1 protein-coding gene is annotated in these 309 nt (G+C 52.4%); it reads left to right on the top strand.

Translation table 11 applies throughout. The features are described from left to right. A partial coding sequence (locus PSH48_RS21085; protein WP_273612331.1) for an Ig-like domain-containing protein occupies window positions 1-309 on the top strand: 309 nt, incomplete at both ends.

Here is a 309-nt window from a genome sequence, read left to right as displayed (position 1 = left end):
AAAGCGCCGCCATGGTCGTGCGTGGCACGGTAAGCGATGTGGAAGACGGTCAAACCGTGACGGTGATCATCAGTGATGGCACAAACCAAGTTGAAACCACGGCGCTTGTGCAAAACGGCGAATACGTCACCGATCCGATTGATGCAAGCGCATTAAACGACGGCACGCTCACCGCTACAGCCAGCGTGTCTGATGTGGCTGGCAATCCAATTTCAGCACAAGATTCAGTCGAACTTGATAACACCGCAGTTATTACAACCAGCATTGATAAAACCGCCGACGGCGTGATTAATGGCAACGGTGAAAGCG

The organism is Pseudoalteromonas sp. Angola-4, from assembly GCF_028599265.1.
GTDB lineage: Bacteria > Pseudomonadota > Gammaproteobacteria > Enterobacterales > Alteromonadaceae > Pseudoalteromonas > Pseudoalteromonas atlantica.
The sequence above is the reverse complement of the archived record's forward strand: the minus strand, read 5'-3'. Positions and strand labels throughout refer to the sequence as shown.